26 protein-coding genes are annotated in these 25,311 nt (G+C 65.0%); 7 read left to right on the top strand and 19 right to left on the bottom strand.

Going from position 1 to position 25,311, the window contains the following annotated elements:
- The first annotated feature begins 49 nt into the window (after positions 1-49).
- From GPT34_RS11385 to GPT34_RS11370, 4 genes are all read left to right on the top strand, one after another.
- On the top strand, positions 50-1,027 hold the full coding sequence (locus tag GPT34_RS11385; protein ID WP_291012538.1) for an AraC family transcriptional regulator: 978 nt from the start codon (positions 50-52) through the stop codon (positions 1,025-1,027).
- A gap of 314 nt (positions 1,028-1,341) precedes the next feature.
- On the top strand, positions 1,342-2,526 hold the full coding sequence (locus tag GPT34_RS11380; protein ID WP_291012382.1) for an SPFH domain-containing protein: 1,185 nt from the start codon (positions 1,342-1,344) through the stop codon (positions 2,524-2,526).
- Between the two features lie 14 nt (positions 2,527-2,540).
- A complete protein-coding gene (locus GPT34_RS11375) occupies positions 2,541-3,842 on the top strand; it encodes a TFIIB-type zinc ribbon-containing protein (RefSeq protein WP_291012379.1) in 1,302 nt (433 codons plus the stop codon).
- 1 nt (position 3,843) lies between these two features.
- Positions 3,844-4,095 (top strand): hypothetical protein, encoded by a 252-nt coding sequence (locus GPT34_RS11370; RefSeq protein ID WP_291012377.1) that lies wholly within the window; start codon positions 3,844-3,846, stop codon positions 4,093-4,095.
- 378 nt (positions 4,096-4,473) lie between these two features.
- Here the strand turns inward: GPT34_RS11370 and GPT34_RS11365 are convergent, their stop codons facing one another.
- Positions 4,474-5,388 carry a homocysteine S-methyltransferase family protein gene (locus GPT34_RS11365; RefSeq protein ID WP_291012374.1) on the bottom strand — a complete coding sequence of 305 codons (915 nt, stop codon included), beginning with the start codon at positions 5,386-5,388 and terminating at the stop codon, positions 4,474-4,476.
- A gap of 264 nt (positions 5,389-5,652) precedes the next feature.
- Here GPT34_RS11365 and GPT34_RS11360 point away from each other — a divergent pair, with 264 nt between their 5' ends.
- Positions 5,653-6,822, top strand: a complete 1,170-nt coding sequence (locus GPT34_RS11360) for a mandelate racemase/muconate lactonizing enzyme family protein (protein WP_291012372.1) — start codon at positions 5,653-5,655, stop codon at positions 6,820-6,822.
- Positions 6,823-6,938: 116 nt separating this feature from the next.
- Here GPT34_RS11360 and GPT34_RS11355 read toward each other — a convergent pair whose 3' ends face one another.
- From GPT34_RS11355 to GPT34_RS11290, 14 genes are all read right to left on the bottom strand, one after another.
- The gene (locus GPT34_RS11355; RefSeq protein ID WP_291012370.1) at positions 6,939-7,814 is read right to left on the bottom strand and encodes a hypothetical protein; all 876 of its coding nucleotides are present in this window, start codon (positions 7,812-7,814) and stop codon (positions 6,939-6,941) included.
- A complete protein-coding gene (gene speD, locus GPT34_RS11350; protein ID WP_291012368.1) occupies positions 7,807-8,226 on the bottom strand; it encodes an adenosylmethionine decarboxylase in 420 nt (139 codons plus the stop codon). Before speD ends, GPT34_RS11355 begins: the two co-directional genes overlap by 8 nt.
- A gap of 132 nt (positions 8,227-8,358) precedes the next feature.
- Entirely contained in the window at positions 8,359-9,009 is a 651-nt protein-coding gene (locus GPT34_RS11345) for an HAD family phosphatase (RefSeq protein WP_291012535.1), read from the bottom strand.
- 2 nt (positions 9,010-9,011) lie between these two features.
- Entirely contained in the window at positions 9,012-9,416 is a 405-nt protein-coding gene (locus GPT34_RS11340) for a YchJ family metal-binding protein (RefSeq protein WP_291012366.1), read from the bottom strand.
- 7 nt (positions 9,417-9,423) lie between these two features.
- Positions 9,424-9,855, bottom strand: coding sequence for a rhodanese-like domain-containing protein (locus tag GPT34_RS11335; RefSeq protein WP_291012364.1), 432 nt, complete (start codon positions 9,853-9,855; stop codon positions 9,424-9,426).
- A gap of 158 nt (positions 9,856-10,013) precedes the next feature.
- Entirely contained in the window at positions 10,014-11,474 is a 1,461-nt protein-coding gene (locus GPT34_RS11330; protein WP_291012362.1) for a potassium transporter TrkG, read from the bottom strand.
- A gap of 13 nt (positions 11,475-11,487) precedes the next feature.
- Entirely contained in the window at positions 11,488-12,879 is a 1,392-nt protein-coding gene (trkA, locus tag GPT34_RS11325; protein WP_291012360.1) for a Trk system potassium transporter TrkA, read from the bottom strand.
- Between the two features lie 196 nt (positions 12,880-13,075).
- Complete coding sequence (locus GPT34_RS11320; RefSeq protein WP_291012358.1) at positions 13,076-14,203, bottom strand: acyl-CoA dehydrogenase family protein; 1,128 nt, start codon at positions 14,201-14,203, stop codon at positions 13,076-13,078.
- 32 nt (positions 14,204-14,235) lie between these two features.
- Positions 14,236-14,904, bottom strand: coding sequence for an SDR family oxidoreductase (locus tag GPT34_RS11315; protein ID WP_291012356.1), 669 nt, complete (start codon positions 14,902-14,904; stop codon positions 14,236-14,238).
- Between the two features lie 123 nt (positions 14,905-15,027).
- On the bottom strand, positions 15,028-16,224 hold the full coding sequence (locus GPT34_RS11310; RefSeq protein ID WP_291012354.1) for an acetyl-CoA C-acyltransferase: 1,197 nt from the start codon (positions 16,222-16,224) through the stop codon (positions 15,028-15,030).
- A 45-nt stretch (positions 16,225-16,269) separates the two neighbouring features.
- Positions 16,270-18,105, bottom strand: a complete 1,836-nt coding sequence (gene aceK / locus GPT34_RS11305) for a bifunctional isocitrate dehydrogenase kinase/phosphatase (protein ID WP_291012352.1) — start codon at positions 18,103-18,105, stop codon at positions 16,270-16,272.
- Positions 18,106-18,137: 32 nt separating this feature from the next.
- Positions 18,138-18,791 (bottom strand): carbonate dehydratase, encoded by a 654-nt coding sequence (gene can / locus GPT34_RS11300; protein WP_291012349.1) that lies wholly within the window; start codon positions 18,789-18,791, stop codon positions 18,138-18,140.
- The gene (locus GPT34_RS11295; RefSeq protein ID WP_291012346.1) at positions 18,791-19,972 is read right to left on the bottom strand and encodes an isovaleryl-CoA dehydrogenase; all 1,182 of its coding nucleotides are present in this window, start codon (positions 19,970-19,972) and stop codon (positions 18,791-18,793) included. Before GPT34_RS11295 ends, can begins: the two co-directional genes overlap by 1 nt.
- 27 nt (positions 19,973-19,999) lie before the next feature.
- Positions 20,000-20,461 carry a PaaI family thioesterase gene (locus GPT34_RS11290; RefSeq protein ID WP_291012343.1) on the bottom strand — a complete coding sequence of 154 codons (462 nt, stop codon included), beginning with the start codon at positions 20,459-20,461 and terminating at the stop codon, positions 20,000-20,002.
- 126 nt (positions 20,462-20,587) lie between these two features.
- On the opposite strand from GPT34_RS11290, the gene GPT34_RS11285 reads away from it, so the two are divergent.
- Entirely contained in the window at positions 20,588-21,196 is a 609-nt protein-coding gene (locus tag GPT34_RS11285) for a YigZ family protein (RefSeq protein WP_291012340.1), read from the top strand.
- 18 nt (positions 21,197-21,214) lie between these two features.
- Here GPT34_RS11285 and GPT34_RS11280 read toward each other — a convergent pair whose 3' ends face one another.
- Positions 21,215-21,652 carry a MerR family DNA-binding transcriptional regulator gene (locus GPT34_RS11280; protein WP_291012338.1) on the bottom strand — a complete coding sequence of 146 codons (438 nt, stop codon included), beginning with the start codon at positions 21,650-21,652 and terminating at the stop codon, positions 21,215-21,217.
- Between the two features lie 131 nt (positions 21,653-21,783).
- Here GPT34_RS11280 and GPT34_RS11275 point away from each other — a divergent pair, with 131 nt between their 5' ends.
- Positions 21,784-22,854 carry an MBL fold metallo-hydrolase gene (locus GPT34_RS11275; protein WP_291012335.1) on the top strand — a complete coding sequence of 357 codons (1,071 nt, stop codon included), beginning with the start codon at positions 21,784-21,786 and terminating at the stop codon, positions 22,852-22,854.
- A 56-nt stretch (positions 22,855-22,910) separates the two neighbouring features.
- Here the strand turns inward: GPT34_RS11275 and GPT34_RS11270 are convergent, their stop codons facing one another.
- From GPT34_RS11270 to gmhB, 3 genes are read right to left on the bottom strand one after another with little or no spacing between them, the layout of a single operon-like run.
- Positions 22,911-23,906, bottom strand: a complete 996-nt coding sequence (locus GPT34_RS11270) for a SprT family zinc-dependent metalloprotease (protein ID WP_291012333.1) — start codon at positions 23,904-23,906, stop codon at positions 22,911-22,913.
- Between the two features lie 5 nt (positions 23,907-23,911).
- Complete coding sequence (locus tag GPT34_RS11265) at positions 23,912-24,661, bottom strand: lysophospholipid acyltransferase family protein (RefSeq protein WP_291012331.1); 750 nt, start codon at positions 24,659-24,661, stop codon at positions 23,912-23,914.
- On the bottom strand, positions 24,658-25,296 hold the full coding sequence (gmhB, locus tag GPT34_RS11260) for a D-glycero-beta-D-manno-heptose 1,7-bisphosphate 7-phosphatase (RefSeq protein WP_291012533.1): 639 nt from the start codon (positions 25,294-25,296) through the stop codon (positions 24,658-24,660). Before gmhB ends, GPT34_RS11265 begins: the two co-directional genes overlap by 4 nt.
- Between the last annotated feature and the right edge of the window lie 15 nt (positions 25,297-25,311).

Here is a 25,311-nt window from a genome sequence, read left to right as displayed (position 1 = left end):
GGCGCGGCCCTCTTCCGCTCCTGGCAAAGCCTCGGTCGCTGCCACGCCCATGTTCTTTGTGCAGGCCATGGTGGCGGCCTACGCTGCGCGAGGCCTGGATCCCACCCCCGCTTTGCATCTGGCACAAATCGCGCCAGATTCCGTGATCAGTTCCGGTGCGCGCATCACCGCCGCGCAGATGGAGGCCATGTCCGAAGCGGCCATGCGCGAGCTGGACGACGAAGCCCTGGGCTGTTTTCGCCGCGCCCTGCCCTGGGGCAGCTACGGCATGCTGGCGCGCGCCTCGCTCTCGGCCCCCAGCCTGGGCGTGGCGCTCAAGCGCTGGTGCCGTCACCACGCCCTGCTGACCGACGACGTAGCGCTGGCGCTGCACACCGAGGGCGACGCCGCCCGGCTGGTGCTCACGGCCGACCGCCAGCCCGGCGCGCTCACCGAGTTCTGCGTGGTCTCGGTGCTGCGCAATGTACTGGGCCTGGCCTGCTGGCTGGTGGACTCGCGCATTCCGCTGCAGGGCGCCCGCTTCCCCTACCCCGAGCCCGCACACGGCGATGCCTACCGCCTGCTGTTCGACGGCCCGGCCGAGTTCGACCAGCCCCATGCCGCGTTGCATCTGGATACCCGCTACCTCGCGCTGCCGATCCGGCGCGACGAACCCGCGATGAGCCAGATGCTGCAGCGCGCCCTGCCCCTCACGGTGCTGCCCTACCGGCGCGATCGCCTGCTGGTCCAGCGCGTGCGCCAGGCACTCGCCAGCCAGCCACTGAACAGCCACAACGCCGACGACCTGGCCGCGCAGCTCAACCTGTCGGCCCGCACGCTGCACCGGCAACTAAAGGAAGAAGGCGCTTCACTGCAAGCGCTCAAAGACATGGTGCGCCGCGACCGCGCCACCGAGCTGCTGCAGCGCACGAGCCGGCCAGTGAAGCAGGTGGCGCTGGCGGCCGGGTTCCGAAACGAGAAGAGCTTTATCCGGGCCTTCAAAGGGTGGACGGGCGTGAGCCCGGGGGAATGGCGAGAGCAGGGGTGAAGCGCTAGGCTGCTGCTTTCGACCCACCTGCGACAAAGCCCCTAACGGACTCGCCGTCCCAAAGCTGCCGGTCGGACCCGCCCGCAGGCAACCGTCGGAGGCCTCGTAGCGGAGGGCACCTATCGGCCGGCAGCCCCAACGGGTGCCGGATGGCGCCCCCGCTGCATTACGATGAGGGGGCCGGCACTGTCCATCTCGCATTGATTCCGGGCGACGTCAGTCTGCCGGGCCCTGCGGTCGGATATGATTTTTTGTCGGTGAGCCCCGCGTTCGCGGTGCAGCGCACGGCCACGCATTCACAAAGGGAACGCATCATGGGTCTCGTTCAGGCTGCGGTAGGATCGATCGGCGGAACGCTTGCCGACCAGTGGAAGGACTTCTACACCGTGCCCGATGGCCTGGCGGCGACAGCCGCGTTGTTCGCGGCGGTGCCGCGCGGCACCAACGCGGGGCGCGGCTCCAACACCCGTGGGTCTTCGAACATCATCACGAATGGCTCGCGCATCGTCGTGCCCGAAGGCTACGGCTTGCTGCTGATGCAGGACGGTGCAGTCACAGCCTTCGTGGCCGAGGCAGGCGGCTACGAATGGAACTCGAACGATCTGCAGTCGCAATCGATCTTCAGCGGCGGCGGGCTGTTCGATTCGCTTGTCCGCCAGAGCTGGGAGCGCTTCAAGTTCGGGGGCCAGCCGGGGTCGCAGCAGGCCGCGTTCTTCGTGTCGCTGAAGGAGCTGCCGAACAACCGCTTCGGCACCCAGTCCGAAATCTACTGGGACGACGGCTTCCTGAACACGCAGGTCGGTGCCATCACCCGAGGCAGCTACACCCTGCAGATCGTGGATCCGATCCGCTTCGTCAAGGGCTTCGTCCCCGCCACCTACCTGCAGCCCGGCCAGGTGTTCGACTTCACCGACCTGGACAACGCGGCGGCCGGCCAGCTGTTCAACGAGGTCGTCGGCTCGCTGGCGCCGGCCTTCAGCCACTACACCAACGACCCGGCCAAAGGCAACCGCATCACCCGCATCCAGCAGGACGCCATCGGTTTTGCTGCCAGCCTGTCCGACGCCGTCGAAAGTGCTTACCACTGGAAGTCCGACCGCGGCCTGGTCATCGTCAAGACGGCCATCGTCTCTATCGAATACGACGCCCAGACCCGCGAGATCCTCAAGACGGTGCAGCGCGCCGACGCACTGGCCGGTGCGCGCGGCAATTCCAACCTGCAGGCCTCGGTGGCAGCGGGCATGCAGTCGGCGGGTGAAAACGCCGGCGTGGGCGGCATCATGGGCATGGGCATTGCCGCGGGCAGCATGGGTGGCTTGGCTGGCCTGCAGCAGCCGGTGGCCCCGGCGCCTGCTGCTGTGCCTGCGCCGCAGGCGGCACCGACTCCTGCGGCCGACGACCCCATCGTCCGCCTGACCAGGGCCAAGCAGATGCTCGACTCTGGCCTCATCACCCAGGCCGACTACGACGCGGCGAAGGCCAAGGCGCTGGGCTTGTAGGGCCGGCGCAGCGCATGGCGCCCCACACGCCGACCAGCCCGCCCGGGCCCACCGGACCGGGCTCGCCCCAGGACATGCCGCCTGCGACGGGGCAGCATCCGCTCGACCCGGACACGCTGCCGCAGCCGATCCGGGACGAACTGCTGGCGCCCGACCCGGCTGCCATCGACACTGCCGCCAAAGAGTTGCGTGACGGCGTGAACCGCTGCCCGAAGTGCGGCTCCACCGAGGTTCGGCATCGGCCGGGGTCCGACCAGCTGATCTGCCTTTACTGTCGCCACGAATGGGCGGCCACCCGGGTGGAGGAGGCCTTCGGGCTGGGCGAGGGCATCGCCGATCTGCTGGGCACGCAGATCGCGTCTGGCGCGCGCGACATCGCCGCCGACGCCGCGAGCCTGCGCAGCTTCAAGTGCGGCGGGTGCGGCGCCGAGGTGGTGGTCAATACCGAATTCGCCATGACCGCACGCTGCCACTGGTGCCGGCATGTGCTGGGCGTGAACGAACAAATCGACAACGGCGCGGTTCCCGACGCGGTGCTGCCCTTTCACATCCGGAAGGACGACGCGGTGGCGCGCATCCGTCAGTTCGTGAACAAGCGCCGGCTGTTTGCGCTCAAGGCATTCAAGGACGAGTTCACTCCCGACAACGTCGTCGGCGTGTATCTACCCTACATGGTGGTGGACGCGCGCGGCAGCGCCGACGCGGCGGGCGTCGGCGAGATCGAAACGCGCCGCTATACGCGGGGCGAGGGCAAGAACAAGGTGACCTACTACGATGCCGACGTGTGGCAGATTCAACGCCATGTGGACTTCACCGTGGACGACCTCCCGCTCGAATCCAGCGCCGCCCGGGGCAACCTCGACACCCGCACCAACACCCTCAACGTCATCAACACCATCCTGCCCTTCGACACCAAGAACGCGGTGCAATGGAACGCCTCCTACCTGATGGGCTACACCTCTGAAAAGCGCGACCGCGACGTGCAGCACCTGATGCCAAAGGTGCACGACCAGATGCTCTCGATCGCCCGCTCCCGGATGCTGCCTTCGGTGCGGGGCTACGACCGCGGCGTGCGCTGGGAGCGCGAGCGCATCGACGTCAAGGGCACGCGCTGGGTGTCGATGTACCTGCCGGTGTGGCTGTACGCCTACCACCAGCCCGGGCCGGGCGGCGGCCTGCTGCACTACATCGCGGTCAACGGCCGCACCGGCGAAACCATGGGCAGCGTGCCGGTGCAGCAGTGGAAGCTCCTTCTGGCGGCCCTGACCATCGGGACGGTGCTCGAGGCGCTGGCGCTGTGGTTCATCGCGAGCTGACATGGACAGCGACGGCGTCCTTTTCCTACTGGCCCTGGGCCCTGTCGGCGCGGTCGGCTTCTATTGGGCCATGTATCGCCACTATCGCAACACCGACAAGTCACACGCCTTTGAACACGAGACCGCGGTCGAGGTGCTGGCCCTGACCGGCAACGAGGCCGATCGCAAGGTCGATGAACTCCGCGGGGTCCGATCGGCCCGCATTCAGGGGGAAAACCTGGGAAACCATCGGCAGCGCTTGCGGCCGATGTAGGCTGTCGACCTCTCTGCAGCGACCACGCTCCTTCGGCGGATCGGCGACCCGACGTTGGACAAGACTTTGGTGACGTCCGTTGTTTCAGGTCCCTGAACGACAGATGTCCGGAGTTCGGCCTCGCTCGCGAACCCTGAGCAAGGTCCCCTGTATCCCAAGAGACCGGTCACTAGCGGCGCAATTCTCTCGACGGTTGAACGTCCAGATCTGGTCGGCAGCCGTCCAAACTTCTTTGTACAGATCTCAAACTGGATGTCGCAGCGCACTTGCAATCGCGCCATGAATGGAGCGGCCGGCCGGAGACTCTTTCTTGGCTGGCACCCCGCAGGCACGCAAGCTCAAGGACATAAGAGAATGCCTTAATCAGGGCCAGTTTCATCAGGCTCGTTTGAACCGCTGAGCCAGGGCGGCAATGTGCTCAGGCCCCAGCCCACAGCAACCACCCAATGCGGTCACGCCCTGGCGCTGCCAGCCTTGTGACCGGTCCACCAGATCGTCGGGCGAAATGAGGTCGACAAAGCTCCACTCCGGCATCTTGAAATAGCCGCTCTCCGGATACGCGCCGAGCGGCCCTTGCCAGTGGCGCTTGACGATGTCGATGGCGTCAGCCGTGTCGCTGGACGAGGAATGCATGATGCTGATGTGCGCCGGCCCTGTCGCGACGAGCTCGCGCACCACCTCGTCCAGCAACTGGTCGTGATGCCCGAAGCCGACCAGCTCGCCGTCGGCGCGGCGCTCGGTGGCGATGCCCACCCATACCGGCAGGCCGGTCGCCAGCGCGGCCTGCGTGGCCCACAGCGAATAGTGAACGTCTCGCATCATCTCCATCAGCAGGAAATCGACGCCCAGCACAGCAAGGTGGTTGGCCTTGCGGGCAAACAGCTCCCGAGCCGTGTCCTCAGACCAGTCCTGGTGCAGATCGGTGCGGTCGGTGCCCACGGCCAGCGGGCGCATGGTCGAGATCGAGCCCGCCACCGCCACCGGTCTGCCCTCGGCTGCTTCCCGCGCAATGGCCACCGCCGCACGGTCGATGTCCAGCAGCTCGTCGTCGCGTCCCAGCGCGTTGAACAGCAAGGCGCTGGTGGCAAAGGTATTGGCGGTGATCACGTCTGCCCCCACAGCAATGTAGTCCTCGTGTACCGCTCGCACGATGGCCGGATGCGTCAGGTTCACCTCGGCGCACCAGGTGTCGCCACTCATGGGCGCGCCACGGCGCTGGATGTCGGTGCCGGTGCCGCCGTCGAGGATGATGGTCTCGCCGCGCTGCAGTTTCTGGGCAATGTGTTGGTACATGGGTGCGCGGTCTTTCGGCAAACCAAATGGCAGGCTGGAGAGTGGTGGATTGTGCCGAACCCCGCAGATCGGTCGACCCTTTAAGAACCCGAGCCCACATCCCTTGAACAAAAAAAGGGGGTGTTGCGTTGATTCCGTATGACCCTAACGGCTCGGACATCCGCCCCACCGTCAGCAAGGATGCCAGGATCCGCTTTGGGCCAGCGGCGATGGGCCTGCCATCATGTCGACTTTGAACGGCCCTTACCCCACCAGGAGACCCGCGTGAAGATCGTCGAGATTCGTGAGAAGACCCTTCCCATCAGCAGCCCCATCCGCAACGCCTACATCGACTTCAGCAAGATGACGCTGAGCCTGGTGGCGGTGATCACCGATGTGATCCGCGACGGCCAGCCGGTGGTGGGCTACGGCTTCAACTCCAACGGTCGCTATGGCCAGGGCACGCTGATGCGCGAACGTTTCATTCCGCGTGTGACCGAGGCCGATCCGGATTCGCTGCTGGACGCCAGCGGCAGCAACCTCGACCCGCACAAAGTCTGGCATGCGATGTTCACCAACGAAAAGCCTGGCGGACATGGCGAGCGCTCGGTGGCCATCGGCACCATCGACATGGCGGTCTGGGACGCTGTGGCCAAGATCGAAGGCAAGCCGCTGTTCCAGCTACTGGCTGATCGCTATGGCAACGGCCAGCCCAACCGCAAGGTCTTCGTCTACGCCGCTGGCGGCTACTACTACCCAGGCCAGGACCACAGCAAGCTCAAAGACGAAATGCGCAGCTACATCGACCGCGGCTACACCGTGGTCAAGAAAAAGATCGGTGGCGCCTCGCTCGACGAAGACCTGCGCCGCATCGATTCCATCCTGAGCGTGCTGGGTGACGGTCAGAAACTCTGTGTCGACGCCAACGGCCGTTTCGACCTCGACACCGCCATCCTCTACGCCAAGGCGCTCTCGCAATACGACCTCTTCTGGTACGAAGAAGCCGGCGACCCGCTCGACTTCGAGCTGCAGGCCACGCTGCGCAACTACTACAAGAACCCCATGGCCACCGGCGAAAACCTATTCTCCATGCAGGACGCGCGCAACCTCATCCGCCACGGAGGCATGCGACCCGACCGCGACTGGCTGCAGTTCGACTGCGCATTGAGCTACGGCCTGGTGGAGTACCTGCGCACGCTGGACATGCTCAAGGAACACGGCTGGTCGGCCAGCCGCTGCATCCCGCACGGCGGGCACCAGATGTCACTCAACATCGCCGCCGGCCTGGGTCTGGGGGGCAACGAGTCCTACCCCGACCTGTTCCAGCCCTTCGGCGGCTTCCCCGACGGTGTGAAAGTGGAAAACAGCTTCGTCACCCTGCCCGACAACTTGCCGGGTATCGGGTTTGAGGGCAAGGCCGATTTATATCGGGTGATGAAGGCGCTGTCGGACTGAATCGCTGAGGGAGCAAGATCGGCCGGCTTGCACCCTCAGGCACCCCTGAGGGCAGAGTCGACGGCTTCTTTGGCGGTGTCCAGCGTCGCGCCTGGCTCAGGCGCCCGGCGTGCGCTTCAGTCCTGAACCGTCGACCACTTCTTCTGCCAGTTGGGCAGCGCGAAAGCGGCCTGATGCACATCCGCGTTGTAGTGCCGCCCTTCAAACGCTTTGACCGGCTTGCGCAACGACACGCCATCCCGGCTGTAAAGGAAAAATCCAAAATCAGCGCCTGGGTACAGCGGAATGTTGGTGTGATACACCTCAATGTGCGGCAGCAGCTTGGTGCGCTGCATCACGGTCACCAGGTTGTCGCCATCGCCGCTCACCTCTTGCAGGAAATCGCCACCGCTTTGCGACAGGTAAATGCTGTCGGAATCGAGAATGACGCCTGTCTCTGATACCAGGGACACCACTTCGGTCAGAAATTTCTCTGTGAACAGGCAAGACGAAGGCCCCACCGGCTCTGTGAGGTCGAGCACGATCAGGTCGTAGCGCTGGCCGCTTTGCAGCGCCTGGCTGACAAAGTTGGCCGCATTGTCGATGACCAGCGTCACGCGGGGATCGTCGTAGTCGCCGTTGACGGCCAGATATTCCTTTGCCAGCGCAATCACGCGCTGGTCGATCTCGACCATGGTGACGCTGGTCACAAAATCGTGTTTGAGGCTTTCGCGCAAGATGCCGCCGTCACCACCACCGATGATGAGCACAGAAGCGTCCTTGCGCTCACGGCCCAGCAGCGGCACATGCACCGCCATCTCGTGGTAGATGAACTCGTCTGCCTGGCTGGCCTGGATGTAGCCATCGAGCACCAGCAGGCGACCAAAGGACTGGTGGTCGTAAATCTCAATGCGCTGATACGGGCTTTTCTCCGAGTGCAGCAGCTTCACCTCCACCGATGTGGTGATGCCGTGTCCATCCGACCGCTCGTGCCACCATTTGAATTCACTCATGGACTTCGCCTCTCAAAATTTCTTGTACATCGGCGCGCTCGGCCTCAAAGGCCTCGCGCATGATCTCGACGCACACCTCTGGCTGGGTGTTGCCGCACATGAAAACATCAAAGGCGGCAAAGCGGCTTTCGGGCCAGGTGTGCACCGAGATGTGACTTTCGGCGAGCACAGCGACTCCACTGACACCGTCAGGGTCGAAGCGATGAAGGTGGATGTGCAGCAGCGTGGCTTTGGATGCCTCCACGCAGCGGCGCATGGTCTTTTCGATGTGGGCCAGGTCGCTGAGGTGCGACGCGCCATGCAGGTCGATCAGCAGGTGAACGCCCGCATAGCGTTTGCCGTCGCGGGTGATGAGATAGTCTTTTTCCTGTGACAACAAGGCGCTGTCATGGCCCTGATCCGTGATTTCCATCTTCATCCGGTCCTTTCATGTTGGTGACGGGTTCCGTTGGAGAGCCCATGCCTTGAGGATAGGGCAGGCGGCTCCGCTGGTCGAGGCACTGCGTGTGACGCTGGTGGTGAAGGAGTTCGCCAGGCGTTGACTTCAGCCCAAAGCCGCTGCCAACTCGTCCATGTGGCGAAACACCCGTGCCAGGGTCATGCCGTCAAACGCCCGTCCATGCCCCGCCGGGCAATAGCCCCACACCGTGGCACCGGCGGCGAGGCCCGCCTGTGCGCCGGTGGCAGTGTCTTCGATCACCAGGCAGCGCGCAGGGTCAGCGCCCAGGTGCGCTGCAGCGGCCAGGTACACGTCGGGATGCGGCTTGGAGCGCGGCAGGTCGTGGCCGCTGAAGATGCGGTCTTCGAAGTACGGCGACATACCGGCCATGTGAATCTGCATCACAACCTTGGGCCGGTCAGCGCCGGAGGCGCAGGCGATGCGGCCCGCCGTGTGGCGGTGGGCGGCTGCCACGGCATGCAATGCACCGTCCATGGCACGCAGCTCGGCGCGCAAGCGCTGGTCGCGCCGGGCATAAAAAGCGCGCATCCAGTCGTCGGTGAGCGGCTGGCCCGTCTCTGCTTCGATGCGCGCACGCTCGTCGCGCACCGCCTTGCCGATGAAGATCTGCATGCACTCCGTCTGACTGAGGGCCCAGCCCGATTCGTTCAGCACCTCGCGCAGCACGCCGTTGGTGATGGGCTCGCTGTCGACCAGCACGCCATCACAATCGAACAGCACCGCATCAAACACCATGCTCACAGCAGGTCTCCATCCACATACAGCCACTGTCCGGCCTCGCGCACAAAGCGGCTGCACTCATGCAGCCGCTGCCCGCGCCCGGCGAGGCGCGAGCGGGCCACAAACTCGACTTCGGCGCGGTCGGTATCCAGCGCGCGGTGATCGCGCACCTCCAGACCCAGCCATTTCACGCCGGCGTCCAGCGACAGCTCGGCCGGTCGCGTGCTGGGGTGCCAGCTGGACAACAGGTAGGGCACGTGGCCCAGGGTGTAGGCGCTGTATCGCGAGCGCATGAGCCGTTCCGCGTCGGGCGCCAGCGCTTCGCCGCCCAGGTAGCGGCCACAGCAGGCTGCGAACACCTGCGCGCGGCCGCGCTCATCACGCTGGCCACAAGGGCAATCGACCGAAACAGGCGCGCGCACGAAGACGTCAGGCTTTGCGGGCGGCGTGGGCGGCTTTGTGTGCTTCCAGTGTTTCGGTGGGTGCGCCAGCTTTTTGCCAGGCGCCAAACCCGCCGTCCACATGGGCGACGTTGCTCATGCCCATGTCTTGCAGCGCCTGCGTGGCCAGCGCACTGCGCCAGCCCGCGCCGCAGAACAGCACGAACTCTTTGCTCTCGTCGCCAAACACCGGCTTGAAATAAGGCGAGGCGGGATCCACCCAGAACTCCAGCATGCCGCGCGGCGCCAGCACTGCCCCAGGCACCGTGCCTTCGCGCTCCAACTCGCGCACATCACGAATGTCCACCAGCTGCAAGCGCGGGTCTTTTCCAAGGCGCTCGCGCACCTGCTCCACTGTGTAGGTGGTGATCTGGGTATTGGCTTCGTCCACCAGCTGGCGGAATCCTTTGGTGATGGGCATGATCGTCTCCGGTGATTGAATTGAAAGGTCGCCGTCGTCAGCCAACGCCACTGAGAGCCAAGGGGCGTTCGGCCGGGAATGCCGTAGAACCGGCTTTGCCGGACCACAGGCATTGCCCCTTGAGGGGGTGACGCCAAAGGCGGCGCGGGAGGGGCTCTCTACTTCCTCCAGAATTGCGAAGTCAGCAGCACCAGCACCGACAACAGCTCCAGCCGGCCGAGCAGCATGGCGAAGCTGAGCACCCAGAGCTGGAATTCGGAGAGCACACCGTAGTTGCTGGATGGACCGACCAGGCCCAGGCCAGGGCCGATGTTGTTCACGGTGGCCACCACAGCCGAAAACGCGGTCACCAGGTCCAGACCTGTCAGCAGCATGATGAAGGTCAACCCCATGGTGGCCGCGCCGTAGATGAGCATGAAGCCGAAGGTGGCAGTCATGACCGAGATCGGCACTACCGCACCACCCAGCGTGACCGGGTTGACCACGCGCGGGTGCACGATGCGCACCAGCTCGCGCCGCGCCTGCTTGATGAGCAAGATCATGCGGATCATCTTGATGCCGCCACCGGTGGATCCCGCGCAGGACACGAAGCTACCGAGAAAAAGCAGCAGGATGGGCACGAATACCGGCCAGGCGGCGTAGTCGGTGGAGGCATAGCCGGTCGTCGTGGCCAGCGAGACCACATGGAAGGCGCTGATGCGCAGGGCGTCTCCCACATTGGGATGAACCTCGTGCACCACCAGCAAGACCACCACCAGCACCACCGAGCCGACCAGCACGCCCACGTAGTTGCTGATTTCGCGGTCGTGCAGGAGCGGTCGAAGCGAGCGGCTGCGCAAGACGATGAAATAGCGCAGGAAGTTGATGCCGGCCAGCGCCATGAACACGATGGCGACCCACTCGACAGCGGGCGAGTTGAAGTAGCCGATGCTGGCGTCGTGCGACGAAAAGCCGCCCAGGCCCATGGTGGAGCACATGTGCATGAAGGCATCGGCCCAGCTCATGCCAGCCCAGCGGTAGGCCAGAAAACAGGCGAGCGAAAAAGCGAAGTACACGCCCCACAGACCGCGCGCGGTTTCCGCAATGCGCGGGGTGAACTTGGCGTCCTTCATGGGCCCGGGGGTCTCGGCCTTGTAGACCTGAAAACCACCCAGCCCGAGCATGGGCAGCACCGCCACCACCAACAGCATGATGCCCAGACCACCCAGGTACTGCAGGAAACAGCGCCAGATATTGATCGACACCGGCAGCGCATCCAACCCGCTGAGCGCGGTCGCACCGGTGGCGGTGAGCGCGCTCATGGCTTCGAAGTAAGCCTTGATCCAGGTGATGTCTGGCACCGTGTACATCAGCGGCAGCGCGGCGTAAGCCGGCAGTACCAGCCACACCAGGTTGACCAGCAGGAAGCCATCGCGGGGCTGCAGCTCCCGGCGATGTTTGCGGGTCAGCGCCCAGAGCAGGAGCCCGCTGCCCAGCGCGAGGCCGAAGCAGACCTCCCACAAGAGTGCGTGTTCACTGGCGTCGAGCGCCAGCGCCCAGCCCAGCGGGACAAAAAACGCCGGCGAAAATGCCACCAGAATGCGGGCAAAGACCGCGAGGACAGGCAAGAGGCTGTACATGCGCGGGGCCGGCTCAGCCGAAGAAGGTCGCGCTGACCTGGAACAGCTTCTCCACCTCACGCACCTGGCGCTTGTTGGGGATGAAGATGATGATGTGGTCGTCCGCCTCGATCAGCGTGTCGTGGTGGGGCATCAGCACCTGTCCGTCGCGGCCCTTGCCGCGCACGATAGCGCCGATGGCCGCGCCCTTGGGCAGCTTGATCTCCTCGACGCGCCGGCCGACCAGCTTGGAGGTCTTCACGTCGCCACGGGCCACGCCCTCCAGCGCCTCGGCGGTGCCGCGGCGCAGGCTGTGCACTGCGGCCACATCGCCCCGCCGCAGATGGGCCAGCAGCTCGCCAATCACGGTCTGCGCCGGCGAGATCGCGATGTCGATGGTGCTGCCCTGCATCATGTCGGCGTAGGCGCGGCGGTTGATGAGCGAAAGCACCCGGCCCGCACCCAGCCGCTTGGCCAGCATGGCCGACATGATGTTGTCTTCGTCGTCGCTGGTGAGTGCGAGGAACATGTCCATCATGCCGACGTTTTCATCCTGCAGCAGGTCTTCGTCGGCGCCATCGCCCTGCAGCACCAGGACGGATGAGGGCAGCTGGCTGGCCAGGTATTCGCAGCGCTTGGGGTCGCGCTCGATGATCTTGACCTCGCAGTGGTCGATCAGGCTGCGCGCCAGCCGCAAGCCCACCCGGCCGCCGCCAGCAATCATCACGCGCTGCACCGGCTTGTCGATGTTGTGGATCGCGCCCAGCACCTGGCGGATCTTGCGCGAATCGGCGAGCAGAAACACCTCGTCGCCCGGCAGGATGCGGGTGCTGGGCTTGGGGTCCATCTCGGTGTCGAGCCGGTACAGCGCCACCACGCGCATCTCGGCGTGGGGAATGCGCTCGCGCAGCTCGGCGATCGTGTGGCCCACGCCAGCCCCGCCCGAGGCCGCCCGCACCACGGTGAGGCAGGCGCGGGCCTGAGAAAACTCCACCACCTGCAAGGCTTCGGGATAACTGATGAGCTGGCGGATGTAGCGGGTGACCGACTCCTCAGGACAGATCACGTGGTCCACCGCGAAGCCGGTCTTGCCCAGCAGCTCGTCGCCTTCAACAAACTCGGACGAACGCAAGCGGGCGATGGTGTTGGGCACGTTGAACACGTCGTGCGCCACCTTGCAGACCACCAGATTCGACTCGTCGCTGGCGGCACAGGCGATCACCATGTCGGCATCCTTCGCACCGGCCTCTTTCAGGACAGAGGGCTGGATACCGTTGCCGACCACACCGCGCAAATCAAAACGCTCCTCCAGCTTGCGCAGACGCGCCGCATTGGTGTCGATGACGGTGATGTCGTTCTGCTCTGAGGCCAGGCTCTCGGCCACGCTTTCACCGACGCGACCAGCGCCGAGGATGATGATGTTCATATATGAATGTTACCCCCCGCGCCGGCTTCGCCGTCACCCCCCCAGGGGGCGGCTCTGGCGGCCCGGCAAAGCTGGTTCCGCGGTGCTCTGGAATGGCTCCCTTCACGCTTCTCATATTTCTTCCGGCGAGCGGGTATGGAATCAGGGATCCTGTGGAACCGGCCATGCCGGGCCACAGCGGCGCAGGGGATGGCGCTTACAGCGCCCTCTGAATGATGATCTTTTGCACGTCGCTCGTGCCTTCGTAGATCTGGCACACACGCACATCTCGGTAAATGCGCTCGACTGGAAAGTCGCTCACATAGCCGTAGCCGCCGTGGATCTGGATCGCTTGCGAGCAGACCTTTTCGGCCATTTCGCTGGCCAGCAGCTTGGCCATGGCGGCCTCTTTCAGGCAGGGCTGGCCGGCGTCGCGCAGGGCGGCGGCGTGGTGGGTGAGTGCCCGGGCCGCCTCGATTTGCGTGGCCATCTCGGCCAGCTTGAAGCCCACGGCCTGATGCTGGAAGATCGGCTGGCCAAAACTTTCGCGCTGCTTGGCGTAGGTCACGGCGCAGTCAAAGGCTGCGCGCGCCATGCCGATCGCCTGCGACGCGATGCCGATGCGCCCGCCCTCCAGTGCGGACAAGGCGATCTTGTAGCCCTCGCCCTCGCTGCCAATCAGGTTCTCAGCCGAAATGCGGCAGTTCTCGAAGCGGATCTGGGCGGTGTCGCTGCTGTGCTGGCCGAGCTTGTCTTCCAGGCGGTCGACGATGTAGCCCGGGGTGTCGGTGGGCACCACGAAAGCGCTCATGCCTTTTTTGCCGGCGCCCTTGTCGGTGACCGCGATCACGATGGCCAGCTGCCCGTTTTTCCCGCTGGTGATGAACTGCTTCACTCCATTGATCACGTAGTCACCACCCTGCCGCACGGCGGTGGTGCGCAGTGACGACGCATCCGACCCCGCCTGGGGCTCGGTCAGGCAAAAGGCGCCGAGCATGCGGCCAGCGGCCAGAGGACGCAGCCAGGTCTCTTGATGCTGGGCGCTGCCGTAGCGCAGCAGGATGGCGTTGACCGGGCAGTTGGTCACGCTGATAGCGGTGCTGGTGCCGCCGTCGCCCGCCGCGATCTCTTCCAGCACCACGGCCAGCGTCAGGTAGTCTAGCCCGGCGCCGCCCAGTGCCTCGGGCACGCAAATGCCATAGGCGCCCAGCTCGGCCAGTCCCTGGTGCACGGCCTTCGGAAAGTGGTGTTCCTTGTCCCACTTCGCAGCGTGAGGCCACAGTTGTTCCTGGGCAAAGGCGCGCACCGCGTCGCGGATCATAAGTTGGTCTTGGTTCAGCAGCATGGGATGTCCTCAGCAAATTCGGGAAGGGGGTCTCACCAGGTCGCCGCGCGGCGGCCGTCGTGGTGGATCAGGCGCCCGTTGTCGTCGGGTGTCAGGGTGTTAATCACGTGGCGCAGACCGCGCACGCTGTCCTCAACCGTGAGCGCAGCCGCCGCACCGCCCATGTCGGTCTGTACCCAGCCCGGGTCCAGTGCCACCAGGCGTGCGCCGGGGTAGTCGAAGCGAGCGCTGGCCAGCGCCATGTTGAGCGCGGCCTTGCTTACCCGGTACAGCCATGCGTTGCTGGCTGGCACCAGGCCAATCTGGCTCATACTGCTGGAGAGCACGCCGAACACTCCGCCCGCGGCCTGCACGCCAGGCAGCACCTGCGGCATGGACTGCATGGCGCCGAGCAGGTTGGCGTGCATCACCCGGTCGAACGCGGCCTGGGTCGGCGGCGTAGTGGCCGACGCGCGGTCCATCACGCCCGCCACGTAAAGCGCCACGTCCAGCTTCTCGCCGTCCAGGTGCCAGGCCAGACCACTCACACTGGCGCTGTCGGCCACGTCCAGGCGCAGCGGTTCGGCACCCAGCGTCTGCAAGCGGGTCAGGTCGGCGTCGCTGCGTGCGGTGGCGATCACGCGATCACCCGCCGCCCGGTACTGGTTGACCAGCTCCAGGCCGATACCGCGCGATGCGCCGATGATAAGTATGGTGCTCATAGATGAAGGGGGCGTTCGGTCAGGGCCGCCGCGGGTCCGGCTCTGCCGCTCCGCCGGCGGCGCCCCTTGAGGGGGCCGCGCGCAGCGCGGCAGGGGTGAGCCTCATCCTGCAGCGCGGGGGCGTTAGATCATCTCCACCGCCATGGCCGTGGCCTCGCCACCGCCAATGCACAGCGTGGCCACGCCCTTTCTACCGCCGCTCGCCTTCAGCGCGTGCAGTAGCGTTACGAGGATGCGCGCGCCGGAAGCGCCGATGGGGTGGCCCAGCGCGCAGGCGCCACCGTTCACGTTCACCTTCTCATGCGGGATCGACAGCTCGGTCATCAGCGCCATGGGCACGACGGCGAAGGCTTCGTTGATTTCCCACAGGTCGACATCGGCCACCGCCCAGCCGGTCTTGGCCAGCAGCTTCTGCGTGGCCCCCACCGGGGCGGTGGCGAACCAGTTGGGTTCCTGAGCATGGGTGGTGTGGGCCACGATGCGCGCCAGCGGCTTCAGGCCCTGGGCCTTGGCGGTGGATTCGCGCATGAGCACCAGCGCGGCCGCGCCGTCGTTGATGCTGGAGCTGGACGCGGCGGTGATCGTGCCGCCGTCTTTTTTGAAGGCGGGCTTGAGGCTGGAAATCTTGTCGAGCTTGACCTTGCCCGGGCCTTCGTCGATGCCGATCACGCGCTCGCCGCTGCGGTCCTTGACCGTCACGGCCGCGATCTCGGTGGCGAAGGCACCACTTTCAGTGGCGGCCTTGGCGCGGGTCACCGAGCGAATAGCAAACGCGTCCTGCTGTTCGCGCGTGAATCCGTATTTGGCAGCGCAGTCTTCGCCAAAGGTCCCCATGGAGCGGCCGGGTTCGTAGGCGTCTTCCAGGCCGTCGAGCATCATGTGATCAAAGATGCGGTCGTGACCCATGCGGTAACCCGCGCGGCCTTTGAGCATCAGGTAGGGCGCGTTGGTCATGCTTTCCATGCCGCCGGCCACCATCACGGTGGCGCTGCCGGCCAGCAGCATGTCGTGCGCCAGCATGGTGGCCTTCATGCCCGAGCCGCACATCTTGGACAGCGTGACGGCCCCCGCAGACAGCGGCAAGCCACCCTTGATCGCGGCCTGGCGCGCAGGCGCCTGGCCCTGGCCGGCCATGAGGCAGTTGCCGAAGAGGACTTCGTCAACCAGTTCAGGCTTGACGCCGGCGCGCTCGACCGCGGCCCGGATGGCGACACCACCCAGGTCGTGCGCCGACTGGGACGCGAAATCGCTCTGGAACGAACCCATGGGGGTGCGGGCAGCGCCGACGATGACAACGGGATCGGATGGCAGGGTGCTCATGAGGGGTCTCCTTGGAAATTCGGGGGTTTGAGACAGGGATTCAAATCAGGCGGGCAGGTCGTGCTGGCTGTCGACATGCAGGCGACGCTCTCGCTCGTAGGGAAACACGTCGTGCACATGACCGGCCGCGATTCGGTCTTTGTGCAATTGCCAGAACTCGGCGTCGAGCAGATCGGCATGGTGTTTCATGAACTCCTGACGTACCAGCGGATTGCCCAGCAGGAAGGGGCCAAAGGTTTCGGGGAACACATCATTCTTGGCCACGCTGTACCAGATCTCGCCCGACATCTCGTCTTCCTCGTTGCGCGGCTCGGGCACGCGGCGGAAGTTGCAGTCGGTGATGTACTCGATCTCGTCGTAGTCGTAGAACACGACCTTGCCGTGGCGGGTGATGCCGAAGTTTTTCCACAGCATGTCGCCGGGGAAGATGTTGGCGGCGACCAGGTCTTTGATGGCGTTGCCGTACTCCACCACCGCGCGGGTCAACTGTTCGCGAGCGCGTTGCAGCGACAGGTCGTCGGCGCCCGGGGTCTGCAGCACATCAAAGGCTTCCTGCAAGTAGATGTTCAGCGGGATCATGCGGCGTTCGATGTACACGTGCTTGATGATGACTTCGATGGTGCCGTCGCCGTCGCGGTCGCTGATTTCGAGCTGGCTGGGCGCAAATTTCTGGATCTCGGCGATCAGGTCATCAGTGAAACGGTCGCGCGGGAAGCCCACTTCGGAGAACTCCAGCGTATCGGCCATGCGGCCCACCCGGTCGTGGTTCTTGACCAGCTGGTATTTGCCACGAATCTGTTCGCGGGAGGTGTCTTTCTGCGGTGGGTAAAAGTCCTTGATGACCTTGAACACGAACGGGTAGCTCGGCAGGTCAAACACCAGCATCACCATGCCTTTGATGCCAGGTGCGATGCGGAACTTGTCGGTGCTGTGCCGCATGTGGAACAAAAAGTCGCGGTAGAACAGCGTCTTGCCCTGCTTGGCCAGGCCCAGCGCGTTGTAGAACTCGGCGCGCGGCTTGCGCGGCATCATGCTGCGCAAGAACTGCACATAGGCGCTGGGAATCTCCATGTCGACCATGAAGTAGGCGCGCGCAAACGAGAACACCAGCAACAAGTCGTCCTCACCGAACAGCGCAGCGTCGATCTCCAGCTTGCCCGCCGGGTTATGCAGGATGGGCAGCGCAAACGGCACGTCCTGAAAGCCGTTGATGATCTTGCCGACCACGTAGGCGCCCTTGTTGCGGAAGAACAGGCCGGAGAGCACCTGAAACTGGAAGTTGGCGCGCAGCTTGACGTAGTCAAACTGCAGCTTCATCGCCGCCAGCACCAGCGCGGCATCGCGCTCCAGGTTTTCAAATGGCACGCGCAGGTCGAAGTCCTCGATCATGCGCAGCACCTCGGTCTGCATGGTGTCGGCCGTGGGGTAGTAGCAGCGGTAGGTCGGCCTGGCGTCGGGCTCTTCGTTTTCGATGTATTCGGTGGAGACGGCCGGGCGCACGAAGATGAAATCGTTCTGGAAATAGGCGCGGCGCAGGATCTTGGTGGTGACCGAGTTGAAAAAGGTCTCTGCCGTTTCCGGCTGGTGGTGGTTCACCAGCAGGCCGATGTAATGCAGCTTGACCTGCTCCCAGACCTCCATGGGACGCTCTCCGGCGCCGAACTCCTTGATCAGCCGCTTGACACATTCGTTGACCCGCAGGTCGTAAAACTCGATGCGCTCGCGCTGCGCGCGCTGCTGACCGCGCCAGTCGCGGGTTTCGAAGCGATGTTTGGCGCGCGCCGATTCGGTTCGGAACAGCTTGTAGTGGCGGTTGAAGCCGTCCAGCATCGCCTTGGCGATGTCGTAGGCCACGGAGGAGTCGAGTCGTTGAGGTGCCATGTTCGACAGTTACCAGGGGCGTCTGAGGACCTTCAAGCGCGAACGCGCTGCGCCACCGCATCTATTGCGCGGGCGTGGGTTTCGGCCAGCACGTCTTCGCCGCGGATCACCATATGAAGGTCTTGCAACAGGCCATCGCTGAGGCCGTAGACCCAGCCATGCAGCGTTAAGGCCTGGCCGCGAGCCCAGGCGTCTTGCACCACGGTGGTCTGGGCCACGTTCATCACCTGCTCGATCACATTGAGCTCACACATGGCATCCAGCCGGTGCGACTCGTGCAGCCCCTCGAGCAGACCCGCGTGCTGGTCGCGGACATCCTTGATGTGGCGCAGCCAGTTGTCGGCCAGGCCCACGCGTGTGTTGTAGAGCGCTGCCTTCACGCCGCCACAACCGAAATGGCCCACCACCATGAGGTGCTCCACGTGCAACTGGTCGACCGCAAACTGGATCGTGGACAGGCAGTTCAGGTCGGTCGGTACTACCACGTTGGCGATGTTGCGGTGCACGAACACCTCGCCTGGCTCCAGGCCGGTGATCTGGTTGGCGGGCACGCGGCTGTCGGAGCAACCGATCCACATGTAGCGGGGCGTCTGCTGCTCAGACAGGCGCGTGAAAAAGCCTGGCCGCTCGGCCTCCATCTGGGCCGCCCAAGTACGGTTGTGGGCGAGCAGGTTGCGCAGCGGCATTACATGGTTTCCGAAAACAGCTCACGGCCGATCAGCATGCGGCGGATCTCGCTGGTGCCAGCGCCGATCTCGTACAGCTTGGCGTCGCGCCAGAGGCGGCCCAACGGGTATTCGTTGATGTAGCCATTGCCACCGAAGATCTGGATGCCCTCGCCCGCCATCCAGGTGGCTTTCTCGGCCGTCCAGAGGATGACGGAGGCGCAGTCCTTGCGCACCTGGCGCACGTGTTCGGAGCCAAGCAGGTCGAGGTTCTTTGCCACCGTGTAGGCAAACGAACGCGCCGCCTGCTGAACGGTGTACATGTCGGCGACCTTGCCCTGTATCAGCTGGAACTCGCCGATGCTCTGGCCAAACTGTTTGCGGTCGTGGATGTAGGGCACGATGTTGTCCATCACCGACTGCATGATGCCCAGCGGGCCGCCGGAGAGCACTGCGCGCTCGTAGTCCAGCCCACTCATGAGCACCTTGGCACCTAGGTTGAGTCCGCCGAGGATGTTCTCGGCCGGCACTTCGACGTTTTCGAACACCAGCTCACCGGTGTGGCTCCCGCGCATGCCGAGCTTATCCAGCTTTTGCGCGATGGAGAAGCCCTTCATGCCTTTCTCGATCAGGAAGGCGGTCACGCCACGCGCGCCGAGCTCGGGCTCGCTCTTGGCGTAAACCACCAGGGTGTCGGCGTCGGGTCCGTTGGTGATCCACATCTTGCTGCCGTTGAGCAGGTAGTAGCCGCCCTTGTCTTCGGCTTTCAGCTTCATGGAAATCACGTCCGACCCAGCGCCCGGCTCGCTCATGGCCAGCGCGCCCACGTGTTCGCCGCTGATCAACTTGGGCAGGTACTTCGTCTTCTGAGCGGCGTTGCCATTGCGGTTGATCTGGTTCACACAGAGGTTGCTGTGCGCGCCGTAGGACAGGCCCACCGAGGCGCTGGCGCGACTGATCTCCTCCATGGCGACCATGTGGGCGAGATAGCCCATGCCGGCGCCACCATCGGTCTCGGGCACAGTAATGCCGAGCACGCCGAGGTCGCCCATCTTGCGCCAGAGGTCCATGGGGAACTGGTCACTGCGGTCGACCTCCTCAGCGCGAGGAGCGATTTCGGCCTGGGCAAAGTCGCGCACCGCATCACGCAGGGCATCGATGTCTTCACCGAGCTGGAAGTTGAGGCCGGGCAAGTTGTTCATGTGAATATCTCCTGAAATAAAAAGGCCTCAGCCTTGGATGTTGTCTCGGCCGATCACCGCCATGAGCGTACAGGCCATGGTGGCGATCAGCTTCTCGTGACCATCTTCGATGGCGTAGGCCTGACCCTCGCACACCGTCACCGTGCGGCCAGGCTTGATCACGTTGCCCACCATGCGGAAGGTCTCTCCCTTGGCTGGGGCTAGCAGGTTGATCTTGAACTCGATGGTGAGAACCGCCGCGTTGGCAGGCATCAGCGAAAACCCGGCGTAGCCGCAGGCCGAGTCCAGGGCAGTGGACACCATGCCCGCATGCAGGAAGCCGTGTTGCTGGGTCAGCGGCTCGGACCAGGGCAGCGCGATCTCGACCTGGCCCGGGCGCACAGCGACGAGCGAGGCGCCCAGGGTGCGCATGGCGGCCTGGCGCTCGAAGCTGACGCGCACACGCTGGACGTAATCGGGATCTCGGGGTTCAAAAACAGGGAGGTGCAAGGCGTTTCCTGAGCTGGTCGCGGGTACGCGATACCGTGGGTTCGGACATTGACGTTTACGTAAACGTCAATTATGGCTGAAGCGGGCTAGCGCGACCAGTACCCACTGCAGACGATACTGCAGCACATGCCCCACGCGCTGGCCCACCCGGTCCACAGCGACCTCACGATCAAGAAGAGCCGCTTCATCGGCTGCGTCGAGCCCTGCACCGGGCGCGCAGCCGCAATCGCGCGGGTGGCCGCGCTGCGGGCCGAGCACCCGGGCGCTGCCCATGTGTGCTGGGCGCTGATGGCGGGCGGTCAATCGGCAGCGAACGACGATGGCGAGCCCAGTGGCACCGCCGGGCGCCCGATGCTGGAGGTGCTGCGGCACCACGGTCTGGAGGGGGTGCTGGCCACCGTCGTGCGCCACTATGGCGGCATTCAGCTCGGCGCCGGAGGTCTGGCGCGCGCGTACACCGACGCGGTGGCGCAGTCGCTGCTGAAGGCCGAGAAGATGCCCATCGTCCGCCACACCACCCTGCGATGCGTGATGCCCTATGCGCTGGAGGGCTGGCTGCGCCGCGAACTGCCCAGCCACGCCGCGCAGCTGCAAGCGGTGCAGCACGGCCAGGGTGTGCATGTGGCGCTGAACGTACCCGAATCCAGGGCCGCAGGGCTGGTGGCGCGCATCAACGATGCGGGCCAAGGCCAGGTGAACTGGGTCGACAACGACGCGGGTGCGCCAAGCGAGTGAGCGCCCGTGGTGGGCGCATCAGGTGCTCTTGCGCGGCATGGCAGCCTTGTCCACCTTGTCCACCTTGTCCACCTTGGCCAACAGCGCACGCGCTTCTTTCTCATGCACCTTGACCTCATCGAGGTTGGCCACCAGATCGGCCAGCTGTTCTTCGAGCTGGCGCCGGTGGTCGGCCAGCACGGCGAGAAACTTGCGCAGCTGCGGCCCGGTGTCGCGCGGGCTGTCGTAGGTATCGATGATGGCCTTGGCTTCGGACAAGGACAGCCCTAGCCGCTTGGCGCGCAGCGTGAGCTTGAGCCGCGTGCGGTCGCGCGCGCTGTAGACCCGGTTGCGACCGCCCGGTCCTTCGCGCAGCGGCTGCAACAAGCCCATGTCTTCATAGAAGCGGATGGCGCGCGTGGTCAGGTCGAACTCGCGGGCCAGGTCGCTGATGGTGTGGGTCGCAGGTGTCGCCATGTCTGGGGGATGGGTACCGGGGGAAAAGGGCCTGTCTGGCATCGGACAGCGCGCAGGCACCGCGCTCCGTAGAATGCAACGCAGATTGACGTTTACGTCAACGTCATTCATCTTAACGGAATCCACCCGACATGACCGCACCCACCAAAGACGCGCTCGAGAGCCGACTGCACTACCCGCAGGGCGCCGCGCTGCCCAAGCCAGGCCACGCACTCGAGGTGGCGCCAGGCGTGAAGTGGATCCGCATGACGCTGCCGTTTGCGCTCGACCACATCAACCTCTGGCTGCTGCGCGACGAGATCGACGGTGTTGAAGGCTGGACGGTGGTGGATTGCTGCATTGCCCGCGACGAAGCCAAAGCGCAGTGGGAGCAGGTGTTCGCCAACGAGCTCGACGGCCTGCCAGTGCTGCGCGTGCTGGTCACCCACATGCACCCGGACCACATCGGCCTGGCCGACTGGTTGTGCGAAAAATGGGGTGTGACGCTGTGGGCCAGTGCCACCGACTACAACGCCGCTCGCATCGCCTCACAGAGCACCACCGGCTTTGGTGGTGAAAGTGCGATGCTCTTCTTCGGTACCCATGGCATGACCGATCCGGACGATCTGGAGAAGATCCGCCAGCGCACCGGCTACTACCCCAATCTGGTGCCCAGCGTGCCGCGCCACTACCGCCGGATCATGGACGGGCAACTGGTTCGCATCGGCGGGCGCGACTGGCGTTGCATCAGCGGCTACGGCCACGCGCCCGAGCACATCGCGCTGTACTGCGCGGACATCCAGACCCTGATCAGCGGCGACATGGTGCTGCCGCGCATTTCCACCAACGTGAGCGTGTACGACGTGGAACCCGAAGGGGACCCGCTGGCCTTGTTCCTTGAATCGCTCGATCGCTATCTGCCCTTGCCCGCCGATACCCTGGTGCTGCCCTCGCATGGCAAGCCCTTCACCGGGCTGCATGAGCGCATCCAGCAGCTCAAGGACCACCACCGCGACCGCTTGGCCGAGGTGCACGAGGCCTGCCAGCAGGCGCCTTGCAGCGCGATGGACATGATCCCCGTGCTGTTCACCCGCGCACTCGATCTACACCAGACCACATTTGCGATGGGCGAAGCGGTCGCGCATTTGCACCGGCTTTGGTTCGACGGCCAACTGAAACGCGAGCGCGGCGCCGACGGCATCTACCGATTCAGTACCGTCTGATCCACTGAGCTTGAGGAGGGCTGCGACACACGCAGCGGGGCAGCGTGCGGGCCCTTCTACTCGCCCAGCGGTACCGCCGCTTGCCGCAATGCGCGCCGCCGTTGCTGATGATCCGGCATGACGCTGGCCACCACCTCCCAGAACTGCGGGCTGTGGTCCATGTGACGCAGGTGGCTGAGTTCGTGCACCACCACATAGTCCACCATGTCCAGCTTCAGGTGAATCAGCCGCCAATTCAGGCGGATGCAACCGTCGGCACTGGCGCTGCCCCAGCGGGTGCCGGCGCTGGACAGGCGCAGCTTCTGATAGCGCACACCCAATTGGGGTGCGAAGTGGTCGAGCCGCTCAGCAAACACGCGCTTGGCCTGGCGCATGAGCCAGGCTTGCGCGGCGTCGCGGATCTGGACCTCGACAGCGTTGTGCGCCAGCCCCAGCCGCAGGCGAGCGGGCACATCGCCAATACCGGGTTCCAGCACCGCACCGACCTGTGCAAAGCCATGTGCAGGGTCCAGCACCAGTTGCACGCGCTGACCCAGAAAATCGAACAGGGCGCCATCGGTCCAGACGGTGCGTGCCTGCGCCAGTTCATCGGCCCGGGCGCGGGCTTGCTGCAACTTGTCCAGCACCCATTGCGCTCGCTCATGCAGCATGGCCTCGACTTCGCCCAGCGGCGTCCAGCGAGGCGCACGCACGCTCAGGCCCTCGGGGCCGACCGTGAGGCCGATGGTGCGGCGCTTGCCGCGTTTGAACTCGTAGGCCACCTCGCACGATGGCAGCCGCAGCAAGCGGTTGGCGCGCGGGTGGTGCCAGGTGCCGGGCTGAAACACCTGGCTCAAAGGCAAGGCGGGCACCGACGGAAGCGCGCCCGCCGACGGCTGCTGAGCGGGCGGCGCCACAGGCACTTCGAACAACAACGGCGCAGCCTGCGCGTTGCCTGCCGTGTCCACGCCCGACGGACGGCGAACTCGGCGCGGTCGCTGGGGACTTGGCACCAGTGCCGGCGAGGGCTCCATGCCCAGCAAGTCCAGCGCCAGTTGCACGAAGCGCTGCATGGCGATCAGCTGGCCACCGGCGAGGGATAAGCCGTGGGGTCGAGCCTGCGCATCTCGGCTTCGATCCAGGCCTCCACTTCCCGCATCAGCTCATCGGGCTCGCGCCCCGCGCTGGGAATGGGCTTGCCAATCGAGAACTCCACCGTGCCAGGCCTCTTGATGAAGGCCTTGCGCGGCCAGCACTTAGCCGAGGTGACCGCGATCGGAATCACCGGCGCGCCGGTGGCGATCGCCAGGCGGGTGCCACCGCTCTTGTAGACCCCTTGCTGGCCGCGCGGAATGCGTGTGCCCTCGGGAAACATGATGACCCAGGTGCCCTGGTCGAGCAGGCGCTGGCCTTGCTCGACCACCTTGTTGAAGGCCTGGGCGCGCTTGCTGCGGTCGATGTGAATCATGTCCATGCGGCCCATGGCCCAGCCAAAGAAAGGCACGTAGAGCAGCTCTTTCTTGAACACATAGGCCAGCGGGTGCGGCATCAGTGTAGGCATGCAGAAGGTTTCCCAGGTCGACTGGTGCTTGAGCAGCAGGATGGCCGGCGCCTTGGTGGCTACTGGCAGGTTCTCGAAACCGATGATGTGGTTGCGGATGCCCAGCAGGATCTCGCCGCTGCGCACCGCCACACGCAACCAGCCCACGCACATCCAGTAGACCCGGGTGCTACTCAGAAAGGGCGCAGCGATCACCACTGCGAGCCCCCAGGGGATCACGGTCACCATCATGAACAGCATGTGAAGCAGGGAGCGCAGCAGGTTCATGGAGTGGCGCCTTGTGCTACGGGAAGCGTGGGTGTCTCGGCGGCTTCCTGGGCCAGCAACCAGTCGGCGAAAGCGTCCAGATCGTCGTGCACCTGGGTGCCGGGCGGCAGCTCGGGCGCGAGCACGGCCAGATCGGCCTCAGCGCCCTGGCCAAGGCGGCCACGCAGGTGCTCGGACTTGCCGGTGAGCAGCAGGTGGGCCGGGCAGCCAGCGGCGGCTGCAGCCTGCACATGGCGCACCGCATTGCCCGCCGCAGGCAGGTTGGCCAGCGGGATGCCAAAGCGCGCCGCGATCTGGTGAAACAGCCCCGGTGCCGGCTTGCGGCAATCGCAGCCGTCTTCCGGTGCATGCGGGCAGAAAAACACCGCATCGACGCGCCCACCCACGGCCGCCAGCTGGCGGTGCATCTTGGCGTGGATCGCATTGAGCGAGGCCATGTCGAAAAGGCCGCGGCCAATGCCGCTCTGGTTGGTCGCCAGCACCACATGCCAGCCGCCCTGGTTGAGCCGGGCCACCGCTTCCAGCGCCCCTGGCAAGGCCTCCCACTCGTCCGGCGACGCCACGTAATCATCTCGGCTGCGGTTGAGCGTGCCGTCGCGATCGAGGATCAGGAGTTTCTGCAGGCGTTCGGGCATGGGTCTAGCGTAACC

The organism is Hydrogenophaga sp. (assembly GCF_011390835.1).
Classification (GTDB): domain Bacteria; phylum Pseudomonadota; class Gammaproteobacteria; order Burkholderiales; family Burkholderiaceae_C; genus Hydrogenophaga.
This window is presented reverse-complemented; position numbering and strand designations above follow the sequence as displayed.

What these genes read in the sequence shown, in the direction of transcription:
- GPT34_RS11385 (WP_291012538.1), top strand. Translation starts at nt 50, where the DNA reads ATGTTCTTTGTGCAGGCCATGGTGGCGGCCTACGCTGCGCGAGGCCTG.
- GPT34_RS11380 (WP_291012382.1), top strand. Translation starts at nt 1,342, where the DNA reads ATGGGTCTCGTTCAGGCTGCGGTAGGATCGATCGGCGGAACGCTTGCC.
- GPT34_RS11375 (WP_291012379.1), top strand. Translation starts at nt 2,541, where the DNA reads ATGGCGCCCCACACGCCGACCAGCCCGCCCGGGCCCACCGGACCGGGC.
- GPT34_RS11370 (WP_291012377.1), top strand. Translation starts at nt 3,844, where the DNA reads ATGGACAGCGACGGCGTCCTTTTCCTACTGGCCCTGGGCCCTGTCGGC.
- GPT34_RS11365 (WP_291012374.1), bottom strand. Translation starts at nt 5,388, where the DNA reads ATGTACCAACACATTGCCCAGAAACTGCAGCGCGGCGAGACCATCATC.
- GPT34_RS11355 (WP_291012370.1), bottom strand. Translation starts at nt 7,814, where the DNA reads ATGAGTGAATTCAAATGGTGGCACGAGCGGTCGGATGGACACGGCATC.
- speD (WP_291012368.1), bottom strand. Translation starts at nt 8,226, where the DNA reads ATGGAAATCACGGATCAGGGCCATGACAGCGCCTTGTTGTCACAGGAA.
- GPT34_RS11345 (WP_291012535.1), bottom strand. Translation starts at nt 9,009, where the DNA reads ATGGTGTTTGATGCGGTGCTGTTCGATTGTGATGGCGTGCTGGTCGAC.
- GPT34_RS11335 (WP_291012364.1), bottom strand. Translation starts at nt 9,855, where the DNA reads ATGCCCATCACCAAAGGATTCCGCCAGCTGGTGGACGAAGCCAATACC.
- GPT34_RS11330 (WP_291012362.1), bottom strand. Translation starts at nt 11,474, where the DNA reads ATGTACAGCCTCTTGCCTGTCCTCGCGGTCTTTGCCCGCATTCTGGTG.
- trkA (WP_291012360.1), bottom strand. Translation starts at nt 12,879, where the DNA reads ATGAACATCATCATCCTCGGCGCTGGTCGCGTCGGTGAAAGCGTGGCC.
- GPT34_RS11320 (WP_291012358.1), bottom strand. Translation starts at nt 14,203, where the DNA reads ATGCTGCTGAACCAAGACCAACTTATGATCCGCGACGCGGTGCGCGCC.
- GPT34_RS11315 (WP_291012356.1), bottom strand. Translation starts at nt 14,904, where the DNA reads ATGAGCACCATACTTATCATCGGCGCATCGCGCGGTATCGGCCTGGAG.
- GPT34_RS11310 (WP_291012354.1), bottom strand. Translation starts at nt 16,224, where the DNA reads ATGAGCACCCTGCCATCCGATCCCGTTGTCATCGTCGGCGCTGCCCGC.
- aceK (WP_291012352.1), bottom strand. Translation starts at nt 18,105, where the DNA reads ATGGCACCTCAACGACTCGACTCCTCCGTGGCCTACGACATCGCCAAG.
- can (WP_291012349.1), bottom strand. Translation starts at nt 18,791, where the DNA reads ATGCCGCTGCGCAACCTGCTCGCCCACAACCGTACTTGGGCGGCCCAG.
- GPT34_RS11295 (WP_291012346.1), bottom strand. Translation starts at nt 19,972, where the DNA reads ATGAACAACTTGCCCGGCCTCAACTTCCAGCTCGGTGAAGACATCGAT.
- GPT34_RS11285 (WP_291012340.1), top strand. Translation starts at nt 20,588, where the DNA reads ATGCCCCACGCGCTGGCCCACCCGGTCCACAGCGACCTCACGATCAAG.
- GPT34_RS11280 (WP_291012338.1), bottom strand. Translation starts at nt 21,652, where the DNA reads ATGGCGACACCTGCGACCCACACCATCAGCGACCTGGCCCGCGAGTTC.
- GPT34_RS11275 (WP_291012335.1), top strand. Translation starts at nt 21,784, where the DNA reads ATGACCGCACCCACCAAAGACGCGCTCGAGAGCCGACTGCACTACCCG.
- GPT34_RS11270 (WP_291012333.1), bottom strand. Translation starts at nt 23,906, where the DNA reads ATGCAGCGCTTCGTGCAACTGGCGCTGGACTTGCTGGGCATGGAGCCC.
- GPT34_RS11265 (WP_291012331.1), bottom strand. Translation starts at nt 24,661, where the DNA reads ATGAACCTGCTGCGCTCCCTGCTTCACATGCTGTTCATGATGGTGACC.
- gmhB (WP_291012533.1), bottom strand. Translation starts at nt 25,296, where the DNA reads ATGCCCGAACGCCTGCAGAAACTCCTGATCCTCGATCGCGACGGCACG.